This is a genomic window from Streptomyces sp. NPDC057428 (assembly GCF_042803195.1).
GTDB lineage: Bacteria > Actinomycetota > Actinomycetes > Streptomycetales > Streptomycetaceae > Streptomyces.
In genome coordinates, this window is sequence record NZ_JBHVCT010000248.1 from 1 (window position 1) to 1,018 (window position 1,018).

At 68.5% G+C, this 1,018-nt stretch carries 1 protein-coding gene; it reads right to left on the reverse strand.

Going from position 1 to position 1,018, the window contains the following annotated elements:
- On the reverse strand, nt 1-926 hold a 926-nt coding region (locus tag ACFU5K_RS32055; protein WP_384068308.1), incomplete at its 3' end, for an IS4 family transposase.
- Nucleotides 927-1,018 lie beyond the last annotated feature (92 nt).

Genomic DNA, 1,018 nt, shown 5'->3' on the forward strand with positions numbered 1-1,018 from the left:
TTGATGTGCTTGAAGATCGTTTCGCTGGTCCAGCGCGAGGTGTAGAGCTCCGCGAGTTCGGCGGCGGGCGCCGTCTGAGGTTCGAGCAACGTGGTGATCAGGCAGAACAGTTCGGAGGTCTCCTCGCTGACGCCGGACTCGTCCGGAGTCGAGGTGGTCACCGTGTACTCGACCACCCGCACCGTGGTCCGCTTCCCGCGCGGCCCGTTGAGGTGGGAGAGGTAGGTGCCGTCGTGCAGTATCCGGTCGACGGGCAGGGTGAAGGAATCCGAGCAGCGCCACAGTAGTTGGGCCCCGGTCTGTGCCGCCGCCCGCCACAGGTCGAAGGCGGGAAAGCCCCGGTCGGCCATCAGCAGCATCCCGCCGCGCAGATGGACCAGCAGACGGTGGGCCAGGGTCCGCTCGCCCACCGCGAAGGAGTCGAAGACCGCGCCGATCATCGCCTTGGTGCCGCACTCCACCAGCGCGAGCAGTCGCACCTGCGGGAACGGCCCGGGCCGATGGCCGTTGGCGGACCGGCCGTAGGCCGCGGCATTGGCCTCGCTGGCGGGCACGTCGAACAGCGAGCCGTCCAGCGAGGTCAGCCGCAGCCCGCGCCAGAACGCCCCGGGCGTGGCCGCACTCCCGCTGACCCCGGCCACCCGGTCGAACAGCAACCGCAACGGGCCGGGCCCCAGCCGTTGACGGGCCTCGGTCAGCGACCCCGTGCGCGCCGGCCGCCAACCCTCACCGGCCCGGCGCGGCCAGTTCTCCACCAACTCCCGCAGCACCAGACCGTACCCACTGCCCGTGAATAGCCACATCGTGAGCACGAAGTACACCATCAGCCGGGCGGGCAGCGACTTCGTCCGCTCCTCACGGGCACCGGCCTCATCGACCACGAAGTCGACCAAGTCGGACGTGAAGGTCCGCGACAGCAACCCCATCCGGATCCGCTCCGGGTACGTCTCACCAACTATGTGATCTCTCGGCACAAGATCGAGATCATAAACGATCTTCAGCTACCCGAGCGACGTTG